The sequence below is a fragment of the Nonomuraea sp. NPDC004702 genome, from assembly GCF_053601695.1.
Genome location: NZ_JBSGCE010000069.1, coordinates 1 through 19,146, shown reverse-complemented (window position 1 = coordinate 19,146; position 19,146 = coordinate 1). Strand labels below are relative to the sequence as shown.

The 19,146-nt window shown below is 73.3% G+C and carries 17 protein-coding genes; 12 read left to right on the top strand and 5 right to left on the bottom strand.

Annotated features, from left to right (window positions below; genetic code table 11):
* Window positions 1–3 precede the first annotated feature (3 nt).
* The 4 genes from ACWEJ6_RS45355 to ACWEJ6_RS45340 all read right to left on the bottom strand — a co-directional run bounded on the left by ACWEJ6_RS45355 (window position 4) and on the right by ACWEJ6_RS45340 (window position 4,293).
* The gene (locus ACWEJ6_RS45355) at window positions 4–1,215 is read right to left on the bottom strand and encodes a 2-phospho-L-lactate transferase CofD family protein (protein ID WP_452431613.1); all 1,212 of its coding nucleotides are present in this window, start codon (window positions 1,213–1,215) and stop codon (window positions 4–6) included.
* On the bottom strand, window positions 1,212–2,000 hold the full coding sequence (locus ACWEJ6_RS45350; protein ID WP_387673939.1) for a glycosyltransferase family 2 protein: 789 nt from the start codon (window positions 1,998–2,000) through the stop codon (window positions 1,212–1,214). Before ACWEJ6_RS45350 ends, ACWEJ6_RS45355 begins: the two co-directional genes overlap by 4 nt.
* A gap of 4 nt (window positions 2,001–2,004) precedes the next feature.
* The gene (locus ACWEJ6_RS45345; protein ID WP_452431612.1) at window positions 2,005–2,688 is read right to left on the bottom strand and encodes a hypothetical protein; all 684 of its coding nucleotides are present in this window, start codon (window positions 2,686–2,688) and stop codon (window positions 2,005–2,007) included.
* 399 nt (window positions 2,689–3,087) lie between these two features.
* The gene (locus ACWEJ6_RS45340) at window positions 3,088–4,293 is read right to left on the bottom strand and encodes a CoA transferase (protein ID WP_452431611.1); all 1,206 of its coding nucleotides are present in this window, start codon (window positions 4,291–4,293) and stop codon (window positions 3,088–3,090) included.
* A gap of 210 nt (window positions 4,294–4,503) precedes the next feature.
* On the opposite strand from ACWEJ6_RS45340, the gene ACWEJ6_RS45335 reads away from it, so the two are divergent.
* The 10 genes from ACWEJ6_RS45335 (at window position 4,504) to ACWEJ6_RS45290 (ending at window position 15,554) form a co-directional block, all read left to right on the top strand.
* Window positions 4,504–5,337: an SAM-dependent methyltransferase gene (locus tag ACWEJ6_RS45335; protein WP_452431610.1), complete on the top strand. Its 834-nt coding sequence runs from the start codon at window positions 4,504–4,506 to the stop codon at window positions 5,335–5,337.
* A 103-nt stretch (window positions 5,338–5,440) separates the two neighbouring features.
* On the top strand, window positions 5,441–6,010 hold the full coding sequence (locus tag ACWEJ6_RS45330; RefSeq protein ID WP_352326896.1) for an RNA polymerase sigma factor: 570 nt from the start codon (window positions 5,441–5,443) through the stop codon (window positions 6,008–6,010).
* A complete protein-coding gene (locus ACWEJ6_RS45325) occupies window positions 6,010–6,948 on the top strand; it encodes a CU044_5270 family protein (RefSeq protein ID WP_452431609.1) in 939 nt (312 codons plus the stop codon). Before ACWEJ6_RS45330 ends, ACWEJ6_RS45325 begins: the two co-directional genes overlap by 1 nt.
* A gap of 256 nt (window positions 6,949–7,204) precedes the next feature.
* Window positions 7,205–7,621, top strand: a complete 417-nt coding sequence (locus tag ACWEJ6_RS45320; RefSeq protein WP_452431608.1) for a MarR family winged helix-turn-helix transcriptional regulator — start codon at window positions 7,205–7,207, stop codon at window positions 7,619–7,621.
* Between the two features lie 289 nt (window positions 7,622–7,910).
* Window positions 7,911–11,588 (top strand): nitrate reductase subunit alpha, encoded by a 3,678-nt coding sequence (locus tag ACWEJ6_RS45315; protein ID WP_452431607.1) that lies wholly within the window; start codon window positions 7,911–7,913, stop codon window positions 11,586–11,588.
* Window positions 11,588–13,168, top strand: a complete 1,581-nt coding sequence (narH, locus tag ACWEJ6_RS45310) for a nitrate reductase subunit beta (protein WP_452431606.1) — start codon at window positions 11,588–11,590, stop codon at window positions 13,166–13,168. The genes ACWEJ6_RS45315 and narH overlap by 1 nt, the downstream gene beginning before the upstream one ends.
* A complete protein-coding gene (gene narJ / locus ACWEJ6_RS45305; RefSeq protein ID WP_452431605.1) occupies window positions 13,165–13,782 on the top strand; it encodes a nitrate reductase molybdenum cofactor assembly chaperone in 618 nt (205 codons plus the stop codon). The genes narH and narJ overlap by 4 nt, the downstream gene beginning before the upstream one ends.
* Window positions 13,779–14,468 carry a respiratory nitrate reductase subunit gamma gene (gene narI / locus ACWEJ6_RS45300; protein WP_452431604.1) on the top strand — a complete coding sequence of 230 codons (690 nt, stop codon included), beginning with the start codon at window positions 13,779–13,781 and terminating at the stop codon, window positions 14,466–14,468. The genes narJ and narI overlap by 4 nt, the downstream gene beginning before the upstream one ends.
* On the top strand, window positions 14,465–15,091 hold the full coding sequence (locus ACWEJ6_RS45295) for an HPP family protein (protein ID WP_452431603.1): 627 nt from the start codon (window positions 14,465–14,467) through the stop codon (window positions 15,089–15,091). Before narI ends, ACWEJ6_RS45295 begins: the two co-directional genes overlap by 4 nt.
* A gap of 7 nt (window positions 15,092–15,098) precedes the next feature.
* Window positions 15,099–15,554, top strand: a complete 456-nt coding sequence (locus ACWEJ6_RS45290) for a MarR family winged helix-turn-helix transcriptional regulator (RefSeq protein WP_352354937.1) — start codon at window positions 15,099–15,101, stop codon at window positions 15,552–15,554.
* 27 nt (window positions 15,555–15,581) lie between these two features.
* On the opposite strand, the gene ACWEJ6_RS45285 is transcribed toward ACWEJ6_RS45290, so the two are convergent.
* A complete protein-coding gene (locus ACWEJ6_RS45285) occupies window positions 15,582–16,649 on the bottom strand; it encodes a hypothetical protein (protein WP_452431602.1) in 1,068 nt (355 codons plus the stop codon).
* A 306-nt stretch (window positions 16,650–16,955) separates the two neighbouring features.
* Between ACWEJ6_RS45285 and ACWEJ6_RS45280 the strand changes: the two genes are divergently transcribed.
* Together ACWEJ6_RS45280 and ACWEJ6_RS45275 are read left to right on the top strand one after the other, a co-directional pair.
* Complete coding sequence (locus ACWEJ6_RS45280) at window positions 16,956–18,104, top strand: methyltransferase (RefSeq protein ID WP_452431601.1); 1,149 nt, start codon at window positions 16,956–16,958, stop codon at window positions 18,102–18,104.
* Window positions 18,105–18,193: 89 nt separating this feature from the next.
* Entirely contained in the window at window positions 18,194–18,967 is a 774-nt protein-coding gene (locus tag ACWEJ6_RS45275) for a methyltransferase domain-containing protein (RefSeq protein WP_452431600.1), read from the top strand.
* The last annotated feature ends 179 nt before the right edge of the window (window positions 18,968–19,146 follow it).

The window sequence follows — 19,146 nt, the reverse complement described above, 5'->3', positions numbered from 1 at the left end:
GGCTCACCCGGCCCGCGCCAGCGGCGCCTCGCCGAGCACCGCGAGCAGCGCCTCGGCCGTACGCGGGCCGCGGTGGGCGCCGGGCCTGGCCGGGTCCTCCAGGTCGGCGCTGATCCAGCGCGCCCCCGCCCACGAACCCCGGTCCAGCACGCGGGCCGGCACAGCGGGAGCGCCCGCGCCCCGGCCGCTGAGCACGTGCGTGATCGTGGCCCGCTCGTTGCCCGGGTCGCCCAGGTAGGCCAGCGTGCGGTCCACCAGGTCGGTGGCCGTCAGCCCCTGGACGTCGTGGTCGCCGCCGACGTTCACGACGAACACCCTGGCCGCGGCCCCGCTCCCGGCTCCGCTCCCGGACACGGCCTCAGCCAGGCCCGGGGTCAGGTAACTGGGCAGCAGCGAGGAGTGGGGGGTGCCGGGGCCGTACACGATCAGGTCGGCCTCGGCCAGGGCCCGCAGCGCCTCGGGGTTCGGCGTGACCGTGGCGGACCGGCGGGCCAGCAGCTCGCGCACCCGTTCGGCCGGGCGGCCCGCCAGCGCGGCGCGGTCGGCCGCCGACAGCGGCTCGCGCAGCAGGAACAGGCCGGTGATGGCCACGCCGTCCTGCGGCGCGACGATGTCGGCCTCGTCGGCCAGCACCCGGCCGTCCTGCTTGAGCGCGACGAGGAACGCGTTCTCGCCGCCGGTCACGTTCAGCAGCCGCACCGGCGAGCCGAACGTGTGCGCGCACGCCCGTACGGCCGCGTTGAAGTCCTCGCCCAGCCGCAGGTACGCCCCGGCGAACACCAGGTTGCCCAGCGCGCAGTCGGCCAGGTCGAGCCCGCCGGGCCGGGCGGCCAGACGGTCCGCGACGACCCGCAGCTCCCGCGCCGCCGCCGCCGGGCCGGTCGCGGCGACGTCGCCGATCAGCGCGTCCAGGTCGGCCGGGGTGGTGCCGGGCGGCAGCCGGCGTTCCAGCAGGGTGTGGCGCGGGTCGCCGGGGTCCAGGTGCAGCAGCAGGTTCTTGCGGAAGTCGGACGGGCCCAGCATGCCCGGCAGCCAGCGGCGCAGCGCGCCCGTGGACAGCCCGTTGTCGTACCCGTTGACCAGCAGCGACAGGCTCGTCCCCGGGGTGCGCAGCAGCGCGCGGGCGATGCCGGCCCCGCCGCGCCCGCCGCCGAACAGGGCCACCGACACCGGGCTCGACACCGGGCTCGACACCGGGCTCGACACGGTGCTCATCGCACCTCCTCCAGCGGGGAGCGGCCCAGCGGGAACGGCGCGAGCGGCGCCCGCAGCACGCCCCGGCGCAGCAACCAGCGGCGCAGCCCGAGGTAGCCGACGAACAGCGCCCGGTCGCGCGCCCCGCGCCAGAACCGCCAGCCCCGGCTGCCGCCGCCCCGCTCGCGGTGCTCGATCGGCAGCTCCTCCCACACGTGACCCAGCTCGGCCACGCGGGCGGTGATCTCGGTGGAGCAGTTCATCCCCGCCGACTCCAGCGGCAGCGCCCTGAACAGCGGGCCGCGCACCACCTTGAAGATCGAGTTGAAGTCGCGGTAGCGGGTGCGGTGCAGCAGGTTGCTGACCGCGCCGCTGGCCGCCGACCCCCACCGGTACGGCAGGCTGTCGGCCTTCCTGACCCGCGCCCCCGAGAAGGCGGGCCCGCCGCCGTCCCGGATGCGCTCCAGGAACGCGTCGAGGTTGGCGATCGGGAACTGGCCGTCGGAGTCGAGCAGCACCACCCAGTCCAGCCGGGTGCGCGCGACGGCCGCGGCGATGGCGGCCCCCGCGCCCCGGTTGCGCGCGAAGGTGACGACGACGAGCTGCGGGCAGTCCTCCCGCAGCTCGCGCAGGATCCGCCCGGTCGCGTCGGAGCTGCCGTCGTCGCACACGACGATCTCCCACGTGGCCACCCCCGGGTGGCGCTCCAGGTACTCCCGCCACTCCGTCACCGCCGCCGCGATGTTGTCCGCCTCGTTGTACGCGGGTGCCGCCACGGAGACGTCGACGGCCGGCCTGTTCGGCAAGGGGTCACCTCCTCCCGGTGGCGTCCGGGTCGGCGCCGGCCCCGGTCAGGCGCCTGATCCAGCGGTCCAGGGGCAGCAGGTTGATCCCGGCGACGACCGGGACGTGCGCCAGCGTGAACACGACCGCCCCCCAGAACGGGATCGGCCCGCCGGTGAACAGGTTGATGTGCGGGGCGTCGATCCGGTCGGGGATCTCGACCGGGTTGACCACCTGCCACATCACGTCGAGGAAGCCCGAGAACACGATCAGCACTCCGCTCGCCATGATCTTCAGGCAGCGGCCCGGCGAGCCGCCCCCGATCCGGTACGCGGCGGCGACCGTCAGCACGATCCCCGGGTAGAGCAGCAGGTACAGGTGCGTGTAGAAGTCGTCGCCCTGGGCCCGCGCGCCGTCGCCGTAGTAGAACCAGCTGATCCTCGGGATGAGGTAGCCGGTCAGGAACACGAACGGCGCGTACAGCAGCCAGTGCAGGCGCGGCGACACCCAGGGGAAGAACGCGATCGCGCAGCACAGGCAGGCGAAGGCGAGCAGCTTGGCGGCGAGCTGCCAGGCGGCGTCGATCTCGCGGGCGTGCGGGGTGGCCAGCCAGACGAAGGCGAAGCCGGCCGCGCCGACGGCCAGGGCGATCCACCAGATGTGGGCGGCCCAGGGGCGCGGGGCGTCGAGCAGGGGGTCGGGATGGTTCACTACCGGTCCTCGTGGGCGTCATCGAAGGGTCACGGGAGCGCTCCCAACGCAGTATGTCACCTGTCCCGGCGGCGGCCACCGCAATATCGGATATCGGACCCACCGGAACTTGCGGGCATGCTGACTAACAGTAGTGTCCGCCTGAAAGCCCAGCTCAGAGGCTATGGCACGGCTGGTGGAACGATGCAGGAGAAGAGTGACCGCAAATGGCCTGCCTGCGATGTCAAGACCTGGCGTGGAGTCGGGAGGCAAGGCGTTCCGCCTCTTGCTTTTTGTGTGAAAGTTTGACCATCTTCGGATAAGTGCAGCTCGACGGGCATTTCGATTCCTTGGGAGCGCTCCCGCGGCTTCTCATCTTTCAGGCCCGTAACCTTTGTTTCGGGCAGGTCCAAATCGTCGTCAGCCGACCACGCCCTCCGCGCGCAGGCCGGCCACCTGTGCCGGGGACAGGGACAGAAGATCGCCCAGCACCTCGTCGGTGTGCTCGCCCAGGTCCGGCGCGGGCGACGGCGGGGCCTGGCGGCCGTCCAGGAGCAGGGGGCCGCCCGGGGCCAGGTGCGGGCCGACGCCCGGCTGGTCGAGCGGGGCCATCAGCGGCTCGGCGCGCAGCGCCGCCGCCCCGCCGGCGGCCAGCTCCTCCAGCGTCCGGTACCGCGACCACAGCACCGACGTGCCCTTCAGCCCCTCCTCGGTCTCGGCCGCCGTACGCGCGGCGAACCACGGCGCGAGCAGCCCGCCCAGCGCCTCCCGGTGGACGTAGCGGTCGGACTCGGAGCGGAAGTCGGCGGGCAGCGCCTCCTCCAGCGCCGACACCACGCGCGACAGCCCGGTGGCGGCGACCAGGTCGCGCCAGTGGCGTTCGGTGAGCACCAGGACCATGAGCCGCCGCCCGTCGGCGGTGACGAAGTCGCGGCCGAAGTCGCCGTAGAGGTCGTTGCCGATGCGCGGCCGGCCGGCGCCGCGGAGCTGGGCCTCGGCCAGGAAGCCCAGGTTGCCCATGGTCGCCAGGGCGACGTCGTGCAGGGCCACGTCGAGGCGGCGTCCCCGGCCGGTCGCGGCCCGGTGGCGGTCGGCCGCGAGCAGGCCCACGGCCAGGTACAGGCCGCAGGCGACGTCCCAGGCCGGCAGCACGTGGTTCACCGGGCCGTCGTGGCCCGCGGGGCCGGTCGCGTACGGCAGGCCGAGCCCGGCGTTGACCGTGTAGTCCACGGCGGGACGGCCGTCGCGGTGGCCCAGCAGCCGCGCGTACACCAGATCGGGACGGCGCCCGGCCAGCTCCTCGTACGACAGCCCGGCCCGTGGCGGCGCGTTGGTGAGCACCGTGCCCGCCGCGACGGCCAGGTCGGCCACCAGCGCGCGCCCCCGGGCCGAACGCAGGTCGACGGTGACCGAGCGCTTGCCCTTGTTCAGCCCCGCCCAGTAGAGGCTGCGGCCGGAGGGCGCGAGCGGCCAGCGCCGCGCGTCGGGCCCGCCGCCGACCGGATCGACCCGGACGACCTCCGCCCCGAGCTGGGCCAGCGTCATCCCGCCGAGCGGCGCGGCGACGAAGCTGGACAGCTCCACGATCCGCATCCCGGCCAGCGGTGCGACAGGCTCCTCCGCCACGGCCACCTCCATGTCGATCCGCCGATCCTACGCGCGGACGGCGGTCTGATGATCTAGCCCGGAAGTTCTGGTAACAAACATTTCCCGAAATAACCGGTCTGCCCCATTGTCATTAACTGGAATTGTTGGAACATATGGTCTGAGTCACGAGTGAAGTCCAAAGATCGCCTACCGCAAGAGGGTGGCGGCGAGGGGAAAGGGGCAACGCTCATGCGCCAGCGTGCTGTCCGCAACTTGGCCAGGCTTGGCACGGCGCACGCCAGGATCACGCGGATACTTGACGCCGCCGCGGGCGGGAAGAACAACTTCCTCGCCGACAGAGACCTGGTGCGCCATTTCGATCAAGTAACTCCCGTCGCCACCACCGCGGCCCGTGCCGTTCTTGAATACCTGTCGCGGGTGATCCGTCATTTGGCCGCTGTCGAAGGCGTGGACCAATTCATGATCGTGGGGAGCGGGGTGCCGAACGGCCCTTCGGGCGGCAGCCGCCTGCACGAGGTGGCCCGCCTGACCTCGCCCGGCCCGGACGTCCGCGTCGTGTACGTCGAGAGCGACCCGATGGCCCTGACGCTGGCCCAGGCCACCATCGAGCCCTTCTGCGACCTGGTGCGCGTGGTCGACGGCGACGTGCGGGAGATGGACGAGATGCTCGGCGACCCGGTGGTGCAGACGTTCCTCGACTGGGACCGGCCGATCGCCGTGCTGCTGCTGTCGGCCCACAGCCTTGACGACGAGTGCGCCCGTACCGTCGTCAAGCGGCTGCGGCACGCCGTCCCCGAGGGCAGCTTCCTCGGGCTGCTGCACATCACGTTCGACGGCGTGCCGGGGGAGCTGGCCCCGGCCGTGCGGGGCATGCTGGCCATGACGTTGCCCGGCCTGAACGTGCGCACCCGCGCCGAGGTCGCGGACCTGCTGGACGGTCTCGACCTGCTGGAGCCGGGCCTGGTGTGGGTGCCGGAGTGGCGTCCCGCCGGCGGCGACCCGGCCTGCGCGGACGCCCCGGCCTCGTCCGGCAACTACGGAGCCGTGGCCCGCATCCCCTGACCTTCCACCGGACGGCCCCCGCGGCCTTCCCGCCACCGCCGTGAACGATGATGCGGCCTGCGGGAGACAGCGAGGTGACCGCCGTCCCCGTGGAAGGAATGATGTGACCCTGCAGAACCTCTCTGAGCAGGACGACGCGGAGGTGATCCTCCGCTCCCGGGACGACCCCGAACAGTTCGCCACGCTGTTCGACCGCCACGCCCGGCAGATCCACCTCTACGTCGCGCGCCGGCTCGGCACGCAGGCCGCCGACGACATCGTGGCGGAGACGTTCCTGGCCGCCTTCCGCCGCCGCGCGTCCTACGATCCCGCCGTCCGCCTGGCCAGGCCCTGGCTGTACGGCATCGCCACCAAGCTGATCGCCCGGCACCGGCGCGACGAGGAACGACTCCTGCGCGCGCTGAGCCGTACCGGGGCGGAGCCGCTGCCCGAGCCGCTCGGGGACGTCGTCACCCGGCGCGTCGCGGCCCAGGGCGAGGAGCGCCGGCTGCTGGCGGCGCTGGCGGCGCTGTCGCCCGGCGACCGCGACGTCCTGCTGCTCGTCGCGTGGGAGGACATGAGCCTGGAGGAGGCCGCGCAGGCCCTGGGCATCCCGGCGGGAACCGCGCGCTCCCGCATGCACCGCGCGCGCAAGAAGATCAAGGCCGTGCTTCCCGCGGAGGAGGAGAACTGATGGACGACCTGAACGCGGTGCGGCGACTGCGCCGCTCCGTCCCGGAGATGACGCCGCAGGCGGAGGGCGCGGCCCGGGCCAGGCTGCTGACCGCGCTACGGACGCCCGCGCCGCCCCGGCGGCGCCCGGCGCGTCCGGTGTGGCGGCTCGCGACGGCGCTCGTCCTGGCCGTCCTGGCGGGCCTCGGCTGGGCCGCGACCCGTGCGCCCGGCGCCGCACCGGTGGCGAGCGTGCGGGAGCTGAGCGAATGGGCCGCCGGCGCGGCGGAGGGCGCCCCCGACCCGGGCGCCCACGGCGACCAGTGGCTCTACGTCAAGGAACTGAGCGCCGCACCCGGCGCCTACAGCGGGTACGGGGTCGACACGGGCAGGCGGATCACCTCCGAGGTGTGGACGAGCGTCGACGGCAAGAAGATCGCCTGGTACGACGACAAGGGCGAGCTCCTCGTCCAGTACACCCACCCTGGCGTCGGCGCCGCCGACCTGGCCGTGGAGCCCGTCACCGCACAGACCGTGACCGACCGGCTCAAGGCCGCGCTGCGCCCGCTCGACTCGTCGGCCGGCGACCCGCCGGCTCCCATGAACGAGCGGCTCTTCCAGGCGATCTACCAGTTGATGGGCGAGCAGGCGCTCCCGCCACGGGTGCGGGCCGCGCTGTTCCGCGCCCTGTCGGGCATCGAGGGCGTGCAGGTCACCCCCGACGCGGTCGACGCCGCCGGCCGGCGCGGCGTCGCCTTCAGCTACACCGGCGACTGGGCCCGCTACGACCTCATCCTCAGCCCCGGCGACTACCGCTTCCTGGGCACCTACGGCGTCAGCGTGACCGACCGCGCCTTCACGTGGACGGGAGGTAGCGCCGACGTGCCCGCCGGCACCCCGGTCACCTGGACGGCCCAGCTCGGCACCGGCGTGGTCGACGAACCCGGACGGCGTCCCTGAGGGCCCGCAATTCATCACCATTTGAAAACCTCACGGGAAAAGCACTGTAATGGGGGGTGAACAACGTCGCTCCGCCGGACGGCGGCGTCGTCCGGGCCCGTGCCGGCCGGGGTGCGTCAAGGGCGGGCCGCCTGCTAGGACTTTCCTTTCGGCCGTCGGCGGAGTGATGAATGGATGGCCCGTTATGTGGGAAAATGTCGGACCAGCGGCTTCGGTATTCCCCGGCCGCTCCACGACACCGCTCGAAGGCACGGGCATGGACGACTCGGCATGGCACATCGAGGAGGCGTCCCTGGTGCTGGTGGAGGCGACGCTCGACGCCATGGCCGCGCTGGGCGACCTGTCGGTGCCCCGGCTGCGGGTGCTGCTGGCGGTCGACCGGCACGGCCCGATGAACCTCCGCTCCCTGGCCGACCGGCTGGACATGTCGCTCTCGGCGGCCGGCCGGGTCGTCGACCGCCTGGACACCGCCGGCCTGCTGAGCAGGGCCCCGGCCGCCCACAGCCGCCGGGAGATCCGCATCAGCACGACCCCGGCCGGCCGGGAGGTGCTGGAGCGGCTGCGTGCCGCGCGCCGGCAGCGCATCGGCCAGGCGCTGGAGAAACTGGCCCCGGACGACCGCAGGATGCTCGTCCACGTGTTGCGGCGGCTGACCGAGGCGGCCGACTCCTGAGCACCTGATCCGCCGACATCAGCCGCTATTTCCCCTTATTTCGCGAAATTTCGGCTAATAGCCCTAATTGTGTTTTCGGGGGCGGCGAAACCTTCTCGCGGAACTAACAGATTCCATATGGACACTGTCGCATGCTAGAAACAGTCGTCTGACTGCGCGCATCAACTTTCAGTCGATTCGCCGGTTTCCGGGCGCAGGGAGAGGACCGCGCCCCGGCCGGGCCGGCGCGCACACCCGAAAGCATCGTCTCCATGTGAGGAGGTCATGTGTCGTGCCTGGCGGAATACGCATGCATCTGACACGAGCCGAACGCGCCGCCGACACGGCGGCCGCGCGGTTGCTGGCGGCGGGCACCCACCTGCTGCGCGCCGACACCACGCCCGACCGGCGGGCGGTGTACCGCGGCGAGGACAAGGTCAACGACTCCCCGTACCGGCGCCGGTGGGCGCACGACAAGGTGGTGCGTTCCACCCACGGGGTCAACTGCACCGGCTCGTGCTCCTGGAAGGTCTACGTCAAGGACGGCCTGATCACCTGGGAGACCCAGCAGACCGACTACCCCAGCGTCGGCCCCGACCGTCCCGAGTACGAGCCGCGCGGCTGCCCCCGCGGCGCCGCCTTCTCCTGGTACACCTACTCGCCCACCCGGGTGCGCTACCCGCACGCCCGCGGCGTCCTGGTGGAGCTGTACCGGGAGGCCAGGGCGCGGCTGGGCGACCCGGTCGCGGCCTGGGCCGAGATCACCACCGATCCCCGCAAACGCCACCGCTACCAGTCGGCGCGCGGCCAGGGCGGCCTGGTCCGCATCGAGTGGGACGAGGCGCTGGAGATCGCCGCGGCGGCCCACGTCCACACGCTCATGACGTACGGGCCCGACCGGGTCGCCGGGTTCTCGCCGATCCCGGCCATGTCGATGGCCTCGCACGCGGTGGGCGCCCGGTTCATGTCGCTGATCGGCGCGCCGATGTTGTCCTTCTACGACTGGTACGCCGACCTGCCCGTGGCCTCGCCGCAGGTGTTCGGCGACCAGACCGACGTCCCGGAGTCGGGCGACTGGTGGGACGCGGCCTACCTCATGCTGTGGGGGTCCAACGTCCCGGTCACCCGCACGCCCGACGCCCACTGGGTCACCGAGGCCCGCTACCGGGGCCAGAAGGTCATCGTGGTCTCGCCCGACTACTCCGACGCCACCAAGTTCGCCGACGAGTGGCTGCACCCCCATCCCGGCACCGACGGCGCGCTGGCCGTCGCCATGGGGCACGTCATCCTGCGCGAGTTCTTCGCCGAACGGCAGGCCCCGCACTTCACCGGCTACGTCAAGCGCTTCACCGACCTGCCCTTCCTGGTGCGCCTGGAGGAGCACGACGACGGCGGCCTGCGTCCCGGCAAGTTCCTGACCTCGGCGGACCTGGGCGGTCAGGAGGAGGCGGCCCGCTGGCGGCCGATGATCCTCGACGCCGCGACCGGCCGCCCGGTCGCGCCCAACGGCACGCTGGGCGACCGCTGGAGCGCCGAGCAAGGGCGCTGGAACCTCGACCTCGGCGACCTCGACCCGCTGCTCACCCTGCACGCGCCCGGCTGCGACGGCGCCGAGGTGGTCCTGCCGCGCTTCGACGAGCCGGGCGTCGTCCGCAGGGGCGTGCCGGTCCGGCGGGTCGGCGGCCGGCTCGTCACCACCGTCTTCGACCTGCTCATGGCCCAGTACGGCGTCGCCCGCCCCGGCCTGCCCGGCCAGTGGCCCACCGGCTACGACGACCCCGACGCCCCGGGCACGCCCGCCTGGCAGGAGCGCATCACCTCCACCCCGGCCGCGCAGGCGATCAGGATCGCCCGGGAGTTCGCCGCCACCGCCGAGCGCACCGGCGGCCGGGCCATGATCATGATGGGCGCGGGCACCAACCACTGGTTCCACTCCGACACCATCTACCGCTCCTTCCTGACGCTGCTGCTGCTCACCGGCTGCCAGGGCGTCAACGGCGGCGGCTGGGCCCATTACGTGGGCCAGGAGAAGGTCCGGCCGCTGACCGGCTGGCAGCAGCTGTCCACCGCGGCCGACTGGGTGCGCCCGTCCCGCCAGATGGCCGGCACGCCGTACTGGTACCTGCACACCGGCCAGTGGCGCTACGAACGGTTCTCCGCCGGGACGCTGTCCAGCCCCGCCGGGCCCCGGCGGTTCGCCGGGCGGCACACCCTCGACCTGGTGGCGCAGTCGGCCCGGCTGGGCTGGATGCCGAGCTACCCCACCTTCGCCGCCAACCCGCTCGACCTGGGCCGCCGCATCCACGACAGCGGCGCCGACCCGGCCCGCTGGATCGCCGGCGAGGTGGAGTCCGGGCGGCTGGCGTTCGCCTGCGAGGACCCCGACGCGCCGGAGAACTGGCCGCGGGTGCTCACCGTCTGGCGGGCCAACCTGATCGGCTCCTCGGCCAAGGGCAACGAGTACTTCCTGCGCCACCTGCTGGGCGCGCCCGACAACGCCACCGCCGAGGAGGCGCCGCCGCCCGACCGTCCCCGGGAGGTCACCTGGCGGAACGCGCCGCGCGGCAAGCTCGACCTGCTGCTCGCCCTCGACTTCCGGATGACCTCCACGACGCTCTTCGCCGACCTGGTGCTGCCCGCCGCCACCTGGTACGAGAAGCACGACCTGTCCAGCACCGACCTGCACCCGTTCGTGCACGCCTTCACCCCGGCGATCAACCCGCCCTGGCGGGCCCGCACCGACTTCGACATCTTCCACTCCCTGGCCCGCAAGCTGAGCGAGCTGGCCGCCGGCCGCCTCGACGTCGCCCACGACCTGGTGGCCACCGCGCTTCAGCACGACACGCCCGGCGAGATCGCCCAGCCCGGCGGCGGCGTCCCCGACTGGCGCGAGAGCGGCGAGACGCCCGAGCCCGGCCGCACCATGCCCGCGGTGACGCTGGTCGAGCGCGACTACACCGCGATCGCCGACAAGCTGGCCGCCTTCGGCCCGCTGGCCGAGCGGCAGGGCATGACCGTCAAGGGCGTCACCGTGCGGCCCGGCCCCGAGTCGGCCTGGCTGGCCGCGCGCTGCGGCACGGCCGCCGGCGGCCCGGCCGGGGGACGTCCGCTGCTGGACAGCGACGTCAAGCTGTGCGAGGCGATCCTGGCGCTGTCGGGCACCACCAACGGCCGGATCGCGGCCGAGGGCTTCGACCGGCTCGCCGAGCGCTGCGGGCCCGGCTCGGGGCTGTCGGAGCTGGGCGCGTCGGTCGCCGGGCACCGCACGGTGTTCTCCGACACCCAGGACCGGCCGGTGGCCGCCGGGGCCAGCTTCGAGTGGTCGGGCGCGGAGGGGCACGACCGCCGCTACGCGCCGTTCACCATCAACATCGAGCACCGCAAGCCCTGGCACACGCTCACCGGCCGCCAGCACTTCTACCTCGACCACGACTGGATGGCCGAGCTGGGCGAGCAGCTGCCCGTCTACCGGCCGCCGCTCGACCTGGACGCGCTGGGGGAGTGCCTGCCCGCCGCGCCCGACGGCGGCAAGGCGGTGAACGTGCGCTACCTCACCCCGCACTCCAAGTGGTCGATCCACTCCGAGTACCAGGAGAACCTGCTCATGCAGACGCTGGCCAGGGGCGGCCCGGTCGTCTGGATCAGCGTCGAGGACGCCGCCGCGATCGGCGTGGCCGACAACGACTGGATCGAGGCCGTCAACGTCAACGGCGTCGTGGTGGCCCGCGCCGTCGTCTCGCACCGCATGCCGCCCGGCACCGTGTTCATGTACCACGTCCAGGAGCGGCTGGTGAACGTGCCCAAGTCGCAGGCCACCGGCCGGCGCGGCGGCGTGCACAACGCGCTCACCAAGCTCCTGGTCAAGCCGACCCATCTGATCGGCGGGTACGGCCAGCTCTCCTTCGCCCCCAACTACTACGGCCCCACAGGCAACCAGCGCGACGCGGTGACCGTCATCCGCCGCCGGGATCAGGAGGTGCGTTACTGATGCGACCGATGGCCCAGATCGCCATGGTGATGAACCTGGACAAGTGCATCGGCTGTCACACCTGCTCGGTGACCTGCAAGCAGACGTGGACCAACCGGCCGGGCACCGAGTACGTCTGGTTCAACAACGTCGAGACCCGCCCCGGCCAGGGCTACCCGCGGGGCTGGCAGGACCAGGAACGCTGGCGGGGCGGCTGGCGGCTGCGCCACGGCCGCCTCGTGCCCCGCGCCGGCGGCCGGCTGCGCCGCCTGGCCACGCTCTTCGCCAACCCCGAGTTCCCCGGCCTGGACGACTACTACGAGCCGTGGACCTACGATTACGACAACCTCACCAGCGCGCCGCTCGGCGACGACGTGCCGACCGCGCCGCCCCGCTCGCTGATCGACGGGCGGCCGACCGCCGTCACCTGGGGCCCGAACTGGGACGACGACCTGGGCGGCGGCCCCGAGCAGCTCTCCGCCGACGTCGTGCTGCGCAAGGTCAGTGACACCGTGCGGCTGGACTACGAGCGGGCCTTCATGTTCCACCTGCCGCGCATCTGCGAGCACTGCCTCAACCCGTCCTGCGTGGCCGCCTGCCCGTCGGGGGCGATGTACAAGCGCATGGAGGACGGCATCGTGCTGGTCGACCAGGACCGGTGCCGGGGGTGGCGCATGTGCGTGTCCGGCTGCCCGTACAAGAAGGTGTACTTCAACCACCAGACCGGCAAGGCCGAGAAGTGCACGTTCTGCTACCCGCGCATCGAGGCGGGGGAACCGACGGTCTGCTCCGAGACGTGCGTCGGCCGCCTGCGCTACCTCGGGGTCATGCTCTACGACGCCGACCGCATCGGCGCGGCCGCCGCCGTACCGGACGAGCGTGACCTGTACCCGGCGCAGCTCGACTGCTTCCTCGACCCCGCCGACCCCGAGGTGGTCGCCGCCGCCGAGGCGGCGGGCATCCCGCACGACTGGCTGGAGGCGGCCCGCCGCTCGCCCGTCCACCGGCTCATCACCGAGTTCCGCATCGCGCTGCCCCTGCATCCGGAGTACCGCACGATGCCCATGGTCTGGTACGTCCCGCCGCTGTCGCCCATCGTCGACGCGCTGGCCGACACCGGGCACGACGGCGAGGACGCGGGCAACCTGTTCGGCGCCATCGACTCGCTGCGCATCCCGGTCGGCTACCTCGCCGAGCTGTTCACCGCGGGCGACCCGGCCCCGGTGGAGGCCGCGCTGCACCGTCTGGCCGCCATGCGCGCCCACATGCGGGCCCGCAACCTCGGCGACGAGCCGGACCCCGGCATCGCCGCCGGGACCGGCCTGTCGGCCGCCGACCTGGAACGCATGTACCGCCTGCTCGCCATCGCCAAGTACGAAGAGCGGTACGTCATCCCCACCGCCTACGTCACCTCCGACCACGCCGACCACGCCGGCTGCAGCCTGGACGCCCCCGGCGGCCCCGGCATGCTCGCCGAGAGCTTCCACAGCGCCCCCGTCACCAGGGACGACCGGCTGCGCGGCCGGGTCAACCTGCTCAACTGGGACGGCAAGGGCACCCCCGACGGCCTGTTCCCGTCCAGGGACGAGGCGGCCGAGTGAACCGCTACGACGCCCGCCTGATCCACCAGGCCGCCTCCCTGCTCCTGAGCTACCCGGGCGAGGACTGGACCGCCCGCCTCGCCCTGGTCCGCGACGCGCTCGGCTCGACGGGCGGCGCCGCCGCCGAGCGCCTGCGCGGCTTCTGCGCCGAGGCGGCGGCCCTGCCCGCGCTCGACGCCGGCGCCGCGTACGTGTCCACGTTCGACCGCAGCGGCCGGCGCACGCTCCACATGACCTACTACGGCGACGGCGACACCCGCCGGCGTGGCGAGTCCCTGCTGGAGCTCAAGACGCTCTACCGGGCCCACGGCTGGCGGCCCGGCACCGGCGAGCTGCCCGACTTCCTGCCGGTGATGCTGGAGTTCGCCGCCCGCGTGCCCGGCCCCGGCGGCCGGCTGCTGCGCGACCACCGGCCCGGCCTCGCCCTGCTGCACGCCGGCCTGACCGCGCGCCGCAGCCGCTACGCCGCCGTCGTGGAGGCCGTGCGGCTGACCTTGCCCCGCGCCACGTCCGCCGACCGCCGGACCGTGGACGAGCGTTCGGCGCTCGGCCCGCCCGCCGAACGCGTCGGCCTCACCGTCCTGCCCGAGGTTCCCGGAGGAGTCCGCCGATGAGGCATCTCGACATCGCCCTGTGGGGCGTTCTGCCGTACGTCGTCCTGGTGTTGTTCGTCGCCGGGGCGGTCTGGCGTCACCGCTACGACCGGTTCGGGCTGACCACCCGCTCCAGCCAGCTCCACGAGAGCCGCATGCTGCGGGTGGGCGGGCCGCTGTTCCACTTCGGGCTGCTGTTCGTGATCGCCGGTCACCTCGTCGGCCTGCTCGTCCCCGAGCGGTTCACCGAGGCCGTGCACGTGACCGAGCCCATGTACCAGCTCAACGCCCTGGTCGTCGGCGGGCTGGCCGGGCTGGCCACCGTGGCCGGGCTCGGCGTGCTGCTGTGGCGGCGGCTGCGCGTACGGGCCGTGCGGCGGGCCACCGGCCGCTCCGACCGCGTGCTGTACCCGGTGCTGGCCACCGTGCTGCTGGCCGGGCTGATCGCCACCCTGCTCGGGCCGTCCGGCCACTACGACTACCGGCTCGGCGTGTCGGTGTGGTTCCGCAGCCTGCTCGAACTGGAGCCGGACGTGGACGCCATGGCCTCGGCGCCGTTCGTGTTCCAGGCGCACACGCTGCTCGGCCTGGCCCTGTTCGCGCTGTGGCCGTTCAGCCGCCTGGTCCACGCCTTCGCCGCGCCCGTCGCCTACCTGGCCAGGCCGTACGTCGTCTACCGCTCCCGCGGTGGCGCGCTGCCCCGATGAGCGCCGAAGCCGCCGCGGAAGGCGCGGAGGGGGCGGAGGGGGCGGCCGGGGGCCGGGCCCGCGAGCGGGGGGCGGTCAGGGCGCGGGTCGCCGGGGCGTGCGCGGTCGCCGGGCGGGCCGCGGTGAGCATCAGCGTGCCCGCCCTGATCGCCTGGCTGGCCCACCAGCCGTTCGTCTTCCCGTCCCTCGGGCCGACGATCTACCTGGTGCTCACCGCGCCGGGGGCGCCGGCCGCCGCTCCTCGCCGTACCGTCGCCGGGCACGCCATCAGCGCCGCCGGCGGCTACCTGGCCCTCACCGTCACCGGGCTGACGCGGACCGCGCCCGACCTGGGGCACATCGACGGGCGCCGGGTGCTCGCCGTCGTCATCGCGCTGTCCTGCACGACGCTGGGCATGCTGGCCACCGACAGCTCGCATCCGCCCGGCGGCGCGACCACGCTGATCGTGGCGCTGGGCTTCCTGCGCACCCCGCTGAACCTGGCCGTGCTGCTGACCGCCGTGGTGCTCACGACCCTCGTCCTGCTCGCGCTGGGACGCCTGCGCGTCTCCCGCGTGGTAACTTCGCAGAAGAAGTTACTTCTTGGAGGATTTATCTTCCCCAAGAAGGAGGACAGGAAGTGAGGACCGCGTGCCGAACACCCCCGACCCGTCGGACGCCGGCCGGCGCTACCGCCGCTACCTGAGCGCGGTCATGCTGCACGGCCACGCCGGCGCCAAAGCCTGTGGCCTGGGCGCCACCGACCTGTACGCCCTGAACATCCTCGAACTGGCCGGCCCGATGACCCCCGGCGAGCTCGGCGTCCGCACCGGCCTGACCACCGGCCCGACCACCCGGCTGATCGACCGGCTGGAGCAGGCCGGATACGTCCGCCGCGTGCCCGCCCCCGACGACCGCCGCAAAGTGATCGTCGAGCCGGTCGGCAAGCCCGCCGAGCTCGACGCGGTCATGGCCCCCGTCCGGCAGAAGATCGGCGACATCCTCGCGGGCTACCCGGCCGAGCACCTCGACGTGCTCTACGACTACTTCGACCGGGCCGCCCGCGCCTACCAGGAGGCCGCCGAGGACCTGCGCTCCGGCTCCTGACGCGGCGCTCAGCGGAAGACGCGGCGCTCAGCGGAAGTCGGAGATGCGCAGCACCGCCAGCATGTCCGTCGCCCGCGAACCGGTCGAGAACGACGCCTCCACCCCGACCCAGCCGCGGAAGGCCCCCGTGTCGTCGATGATCTGCATCAGCGGCTTGACGTGCGAGTTGCCCGTGTAGCAGAACTCGCCCCGCTCCATCGCCAGGCATGTGCACCAGTGCCACAGCGTGTCACGCCGGTCGGACTTGGAGATCGTCGTCAGGTAGTACTGGATGGAGCTGACGTTGGCCTTCGTGCCGCCGCCGTACTTGGGGCAGCCGCCCGACTTCTGGCACGCCCCCCGCGAGGACGGCTGCAGATAGGTCAGGCACGAGGTGGTCGACTTGCAGGCGCGGAAGGAGGAGTGGCCGAACGGCTGGTTCGCCGAGTTGACCAGCGTGCCGCTCGCCCAGCTCGTCAGGTCCTGCCTGAGCGAGCCGGGGAAGGCCCGCACCGAGCTCATCGCGCGCCGGGTGCCGATCGCGGCATTGCTGCCGTAGCCGTAGCCGTGCGTGGCCAGGCTGCTGCCCTTGAGGTCGAGACGGGCCAGCTTGCCGTCGGGGGAGGTGCGCACGTACCACTGCTCGGTCCAGGTCTGGGCGATCTTCCACCGGATCGTGAGCACGTTGCCCGCCAGCGTGTACGTCCCGGTACGGGTCTCGCTCGGGCCGCCCGTGTAGCCGCCCGCGGTGAGCACCTCGCAGCCGCGCGGCCGCGACGAGACGCCGCCGGCCTTGGTGGTGCAGCTCGGGTCGGGCACGGTGCCGGTGCGCTGCCTGGCCTTGGGGAAACGCTGCCACCACAGGTACAGGGCGGCGCTCACCGTGCCGTTCGCGGCGAAGCGGTACGTGCCCAGGCGCACCCAGTTCTGCCGGGAGGCGGCCTGGAGATGGCCCTGCGAGACGACGAAGGTGGACTTGCCGCCCGGCAGCGGCGAGGCGGCGGTGGTGGCGGTGGTGGCGGTGGTGGCGGTGGCCGTCACAGTGGCCGTCACCGGTTGGACGGGGAGAAGGGCGAGGGCGAGCACGAAGGAGAGGACTGCCGCTGCGGTACGCATGGAGGGACTCCGTAGGGCTTGCGGGCGTTGGCCGATGGTCAACGGCCCACCGTATTCCGGCTCGACCGGATCTGTCCTCGAAACGCGGTCAGGAGGAAGCTGACAGCGCTCGACGTCCGCCGGTGAAGCTAGGATGAGGGGGTTCCCAGCACCGCGAGGAGGTTGACCATGTCGTTCCCACCGCCCGGCATGGTTCTCGGCGACGCCCCGGCGCGCACTTCCTCGCGGGAGGCCGCTACAGGCTGACCCTCTCCGCGTCGAAGTGCTTCTCATGGCCATCACTGGTTCGATCATGAGGAGCCCTGAGTGCTCGAGATCCGCTGGACCGAAGGCGGCGAGGCCCGGTCGGCCCGCTGGCGTTCCGAGAACGGCTCGCCGCCGCCCGCGCGGGTGGTGATCGCCGACGAGCGCCTGGCCGCGGCCACGGCGTACCGGCTGGCCTGCGAGGGCACCGCGCTGCTGTGGCGCGGCGACTTCCACGCCGCCCGCCGCCTGCTGCGCGCCATGACCCGCCGCGCCGACCACCACGCACCTGCACCCCGCCCTTCCCGCTCCCCCTCACCCCCGCCCCCGCCTGCGTCTTCGCTCGTGCAGGCCTTCCACCAGCACCGGCAGGCCCGCTCCCAGCGGGCCGTCACGCTGGGCCGGTTGCTGGTGCCGCTCGACCCGGACCACAGCGTCCCCCTGCGGCGCGCCCCCGACGTGCGGAGCGCCTGCGCGCAGGTCTACGGGCCCGCGACGGAGGCTTCGGTGACCTCGCTGCGCGAGCTGCTGGGCATCGTCGGGGCCTACGAATGGCGCAGGCGAGGCGTCGAGGTGCCCGCCCTGAACGACCGCATCCACCCCCACTACGGCGTCTTCTCACCGGTGCGCGGCGAGTACGTCGACCTGGTGGCCGCGGCCCCGCTGGTCTCGCGCGCGGGGGCGTTCGACATCGGCACCGGGACGGGCGTGCTCGCCGCGGTCCTCGCCCGCAGAGGCGTCGAGCGCGTCGTGGCCACCGACCGCGACCCGCGCGCCGTGGCCTGCGCCCGCGACAACGTGCGACGGCTGGGGTTGTCCGGCCGGGTCGACGTCCTGGAGGCCGACCTCTTCCCGCCGGGACGCGCGCCGCTCGTCGTCTGCAACCCGCCCTGGCTCCCGGCCAAGCCCGCCTCGCCCCTCGACCACGCGGTCTACGACCCCGGGAGCCGCATGCTCCGCGGCTTCCTCGACGGGCTCGGCGAGCACCTGACCCCGGAGGGAGAAGGCTGGCTGATCCTGTCGGACCTGGCCGAACGGCTGGGGTTACGGACCCGTGCCGAACTGCTGTCCGCCTTCGCGAGCGCGGGCCTTCGGGTCGTCGACCAGCTCCGCACCCGGCCACGCCACCCACGCGCCTCCGACCGGACCGACCCCCTGCACGCCGCCCGCACCACCGAAACCACCTCCTTGTGGCGCCTGCGCCGCACTTGACCCCCTCCACCGGCGTCCGGGGGCCCGGGTGCACGGAACCTTCACCTGGTGTCCCCGGGACCTGCGCACTCGTCTGGTTGGCTGGGTTCATGATCGACATTGATCCCGCCTCCCGTCCCGACCCCATCGCCTACCTCGACCACGTCGCCTCGACCGACGTCGGCAGGGGCTACAAGCGGCAGGTCCTCGAACTGCTGGACCTGCGGCCCGGACAGACCGTGCTCGACCTCGGCTGCGGCCCCGGGACCGACCTCGCCGCCATGGCCGACGCCGTCACCCCTGCCGGACGGGTGATCGGCCTCGACCGCGCCCCGGCGATGGTCGCCGAGGCGGCCGCCCGTCTGGCCGGACGTCCCCAGGTCGAGGTGCGTTCCGCAGACGTGCACGAGCTGCCGTTCGAGGACGGGAGCGTCGACCGGGCCCGTACCGACCGGGTGCTGCAGCACGTGGACGACCCGGCGCGGGTGCTGGCGGAGTTCCGCCGGGTGGCGCGCCCGGGGGCGCGGATCGTCATGGCCGAACCCGACTGGGAGGGCATGCTCGTCGACTCCCCGCGCCCGGACGTCGGCCGGACGCTGGCCCGGTTCATCTCCACCGAGATGATCCGGCACGGCACGCTCGGCCGCAGCCTGCCCCGGCTGTGCGAGGAGGCGGGCCTCACGGTGCGGTCGGTGGCGACGGTCGCGCCGGTCTTCCGCGACCTGGCCACCGCCGACCAGGTCCTCGGCCTGCGCCGCAACCTGGTCAGGGCGGTCGGCGCCGGATATCTCGAACCCGGCGCCGAGGAGTGGTTCGACGACCTGCGCTCCCGCCCCTTCCTGGCCTCGGCCCTGCTGTTCCTGGTGACGGCCGAAGCCGCGTGATCGGCGCCCTGGCGGGGGCCAGGGGCGGGCGAGTGTCAGGTGATGCGGAGCGGAAGGGTGCGGGGGCCGCGCACCTGGCCCGTCGCCCAGGTGACGGCGTCGGGGTCGGCCAGGGTGAAGGCGGGGATGCGCTGGAGCCAGACGTCGAGGGCGGTGCGCAGTTCCATGCGGGCCAGGTG

Excerpts from the sequence above, each read along its gene's own strand:
- ACWEJ6_RS45320 (WP_452431608.1), top strand. The coding sequence starts at position 7,205 with ATGGACGACTCGGCATGGCACATCGAGGAGGCGTCCCTGGTGCTGGTG.
- ACWEJ6_RS45275 (WP_452431600.1), top strand. The coding sequence starts at position 18,194 with ATGATCGACATTGATCCCGCCTCCCGTCCCGACCCCATCGCCTACCTC.
- ACWEJ6_RS45335 (WP_452431610.1), top strand. The coding sequence starts at position 4,504 with ATGCGCCAGCGTGCTGTCCGCAACTTGGCCAGGCTTGGCACGGCGCAC.
- ACWEJ6_RS45295 (WP_452431603.1), top strand. The coding sequence starts at position 14,465 with ATGAGCGCCGAAGCCGCCGCGGAAGGCGCGGAGGGGGCGGAGGGGGCG.
- narH (WP_452431606.1), top strand. The coding sequence starts at position 11,588 with ATGCGACCGATGGCCCAGATCGCCATGGTGATGAACCTGGACAAGTGC.
- ACWEJ6_RS45315 (WP_452431607.1), top strand. The coding sequence starts at position 7,911 with ATGCATCTGACACGAGCCGAACGCGCCGCCGACACGGCGGCCGCGCGG.
- ACWEJ6_RS45325 (WP_452431609.1), top strand. The coding sequence starts at position 6,010 with ATGGACGACCTGAACGCGGTGCGGCGACTGCGCCGCTCCGTCCCGGAG.
- narI (WP_452431604.1), top strand. The coding sequence starts at position 13,779 with ATGAGGCATCTCGACATCGCCCTGTGGGGCGTTCTGCCGTACGTCGTC.
- ACWEJ6_RS45355 (WP_452431613.1), bottom strand. The coding sequence starts at position 1,215 with ATGAGCACCGTGTCGAGCCCGGTGTCGAGCCCGGTGTCGAGCCCGGTG.
- ACWEJ6_RS45285 (WP_452431602.1), bottom strand. The coding sequence starts at position 16,649 with ATGCGTACCGCAGCGGCAGTCCTCTCCTTCGTGCTCGCCCTCGCCCTT.